We start from the raw sequence: 2,838 nt of genomic DNA, 5'->3' as shown, positions 1-2,838 counted from the left end.
CAGGGCCTGTCCAACGCCGAGATCGCCGCCAAGGCGCACGTGGCCGAGGCCACGGTGAAGACCCACGTCGGGCGGATCCTGGCGAAGCTGCACCTGCGCGACCGGGTCCAGGCGGTCGTGCTGGCGTACGAGAGCGGCCTGGTCACGCCCGGCCGGTGACCCGCCGTACGACCCGGGTCGTACGGCCGGCGGGCCGAGCGCTACCTCGGGCGTACGCGGGTCGAGCGCGCAGGTGGAGATCGATCGGATCGGACCGGCCATAGCGTCGGAGGGGTCCGATCCGCGCCTGCACCGGGAGCCCGCACATGATCCGATTGACCCTGCGCTCGCTGCGCGCCGAGGCGCTGCGCATGCTGCTCTCCGCGCTGGCCGTCGTGCTCGGCGTCGCGTTCATCGCCGGCACGCTGATCTTCGTCGACGGGATGCGCGCCGGCGCGTACGAGCGGGCCGGGACCTTCGACCGGCACACCGACCTCGGCGTCTACCCGAGCGGCGACAAGGCGCTGCCGGCGAGCCTGGTCGACAGGGTCCGCGCCGTCGACGGCGTGGCCGCCGCGGCCGGGGAGCTGACCGGGGCCGGAGGACTTCTCGGCGCCGACGGCCGGCCGGTGCTCGGCTACGCCGTGCTCGCCGCCATCCCCACCGAGGCCGCCCTGCGCTCGTACGACGTGGTGTCCGGCCGCCTGCCCGACCGCGCGGGCGAGGTGGTGCTCGACGCGCCCACCGTGGCCGAGGAGGGCTTCACCCTCGGCGCCCCGGTCCAGATCGGCGGCACCGGCGGGGCGGCCCGCCCGTACACCCTGGTCGGTACGGTCGACGTGGCGGGCAGCGTGCGTGACGTCGGCGGGCCGTTCATCGGCCTGGTCGGCCCGGACGCGCTCGCGGTCAGCGGTGCGCGCGGCTATGGCCGGATCATGGTGGCGGCACGGCCGGGAACGTCCGAGACGGTGCTGGCCGACCGGCTGCGCGCGGTCGTCGGGGGTGCCGACGCCAGCGTGAAGAGCCGTCAGCAGATCCTCGACGAGGCCGTCGACGACGCGGTTCGGGACCTGAACCAGTTCATGATGCTGCTGCTCATCTTCGTCGGGGTCGCGGTGGTGGTGGCCGGCTTCGTGATCGCCAACACCTTCGCGATCGTGCTGGCGCAGCGCACCCGGCGGACCGCGCTGCTGCGCCTGGTGGGCGCGACCCGGGGGCAGGTCTTCCGGGCCGCCCTGCTGGAGTCGGCGCTGGTCGGGTTCGTCGCGTCCGTGCTCGGGGTGCTGCTCGGGGTGGCCCTCGCCGCCGGTATGCGGCTGCTGATGACCCGGCTGGACGTGCCGATCTCCGGTGGGCTGACCGTCGCCGGCTCGACCGTGCTGACCAGTCTGCTGCTCGGCACCGCGCTCACCGTGGCGTCCGCCCTGCTGCCCGCCTGGCGGGGGACCACTGTCGCCCCGGTGGCGGCGCTCACCGACGCCGCGGTGCAGCCCAGTCGGGGCGCCGGTCGGCTGCGCCTGATCTTCGGCGCGGTGGTGCTCGGTGCCGGCGTCGCGGCCCTCGCTGGCGCCGCCAGCGCCGGTCAGGTGCTGCTCGTGGCCGTCGGCGGCGTGTTGGCGTTCTTCGGGATCGTCCTGTTCGGGCCGGTGCTCGTCCCGGCGCTGGTCCGGGTGATCGGCTGGCCGGCCCGGCGGCTGTTCGGGATGACCGTGGGCCTCGCGGTGGCCAACGCCGTGCGCAATCCGCGCCGGATCGCCGCCACGGCGACCGCCCTGGTGATCGGGATCGGACTGGTGTCGGCGTTCGTGGTCGGCGCGCGCAGCACCAAGGACGGCATCGAACGCAGCGTCGACGCCGAGATCGGGACGGACTTCGTGGTCAGCGGCATCGGCCAGAACCTGCCCGCCGCGCTCGCCGGTGAGCTGGCCGCGCGCCCCGAGCTGGGCGTGGTGCACGAGCAGCGCAGCACCGTCACCGGCGACATCGAGGTTCGCGCCGCCCACCCGGCGCTGGTGGGGCGGACGCTGACCGGGGTGCTGGCCGGCGATGTCGGGCGGCTCGGGCCGGGGCAGGTCCTGGTGCACCGGGAGTTGGCGCAGGCGCGCGGCTGGCAGGTCGGCTCCGCCGTCACCATCGCGGGGCGGCCGTTCCGGGTGGCAGCGGTGGTCGCCGACGACGCGCCGGCCATGGTCGCCAGCGCGGCGCCCGAGGGGCATGTCATCGAGGTGGACGACGCGGACTTCGCCGCGCTCTTTCCCCGCGAGCGGGGCTTCCTGGCCGAGATCGACCCCGCCAGCGGCGTGAGCGCCGAAGAGGCCCGCGACGCGATCGAGGCGGTGCTGGCCCGCTATCCGACGGTGAACCTGATGGACCAGGGCGCGTACAAGAAGATGCTCACCGGCACGGTGGACATGCTGTTGGCCTTCGTCACCGCGCTGCTCGGCCTGGCCGTGGTGATCGCGCTGGTCGGCGTGGCGAACACGCTGAGCCTGTCGGTGGTCGAGCGCACCCGGGAGAACGCGGTGCTGCGGGCGGTCGGGCTGACCCGGGCCCGGATGCGGGCCATGCTCGCGGCGGAGGCGGTCCTGATGGCGCTGGTCGGCGCGGTGCTCGGCATCGGGCTGGGCACCGGTGTCAGCGCCGCCGCGATGGCGCTGCTGGCCCGTCTCGGCGGTGACTTCCACGTGGTGCTGCCGCTCGGTCAGCTCGGCCTGATCCTCGGCGTGGCAGTGCTGGCCGCCCTGCTGGCGTCGGTGCTGCCGGCCCGTCGGGCGCTGTCGCGGCCCGTCGTCGAGGCGCTCGCCGACCAGTGATCTCGGCCGTCTCCGCCTCGCGGCCTTCGGGCTGGGACATCCGCCG

General features: G+C 74.9%; 2 protein-coding genes. Both read left to right on the top strand.

Going from position 1 to position 2,838, the window contains the following annotated elements:
• Nucleotides 1–159 (top strand): LuxR C-terminal-related transcriptional regulator (locus AB0J68_RS30370; RefSeq protein WP_363942110.1); only part of this gene is annotated, 159 nt, incomplete at its 5' end.
• Between the two features lie 146 nt (nucleotides 160–305).
• Nucleotides 306–2,792 carry an ABC transporter permease gene (locus AB0J68_RS30365; protein ID WP_363942107.1) on the top strand — a complete coding sequence of 829 codons (2,487 nt, stop codon included), beginning with the start codon at nucleotides 306–308 and terminating at the stop codon, nucleotides 2,790–2,792.
• The last annotated feature ends 46 nt before the right edge of the window (nucleotides 2,793–2,838 follow it).

This window comes from Micromonospora sp. NPDC049580 (assembly GCF_040675595.1).
GTDB lineage: Bacteria > Actinomycetota > Actinomycetes > Mycobacteriales > Micromonosporaceae > Micromonospora.
This window is presented reverse-complemented; position numbering and strand designations above follow the sequence as displayed.

Bases quoted from the DNA above. Each gene is read 5' to 3' on its own strand.
- AB0J68_RS30365 (WP_363942107.1), top strand. From the start codon at position 306: ATGATCCGATTGACCCTGCGCTCGCTGCGCGCCGAGGCGCTGCGCATG.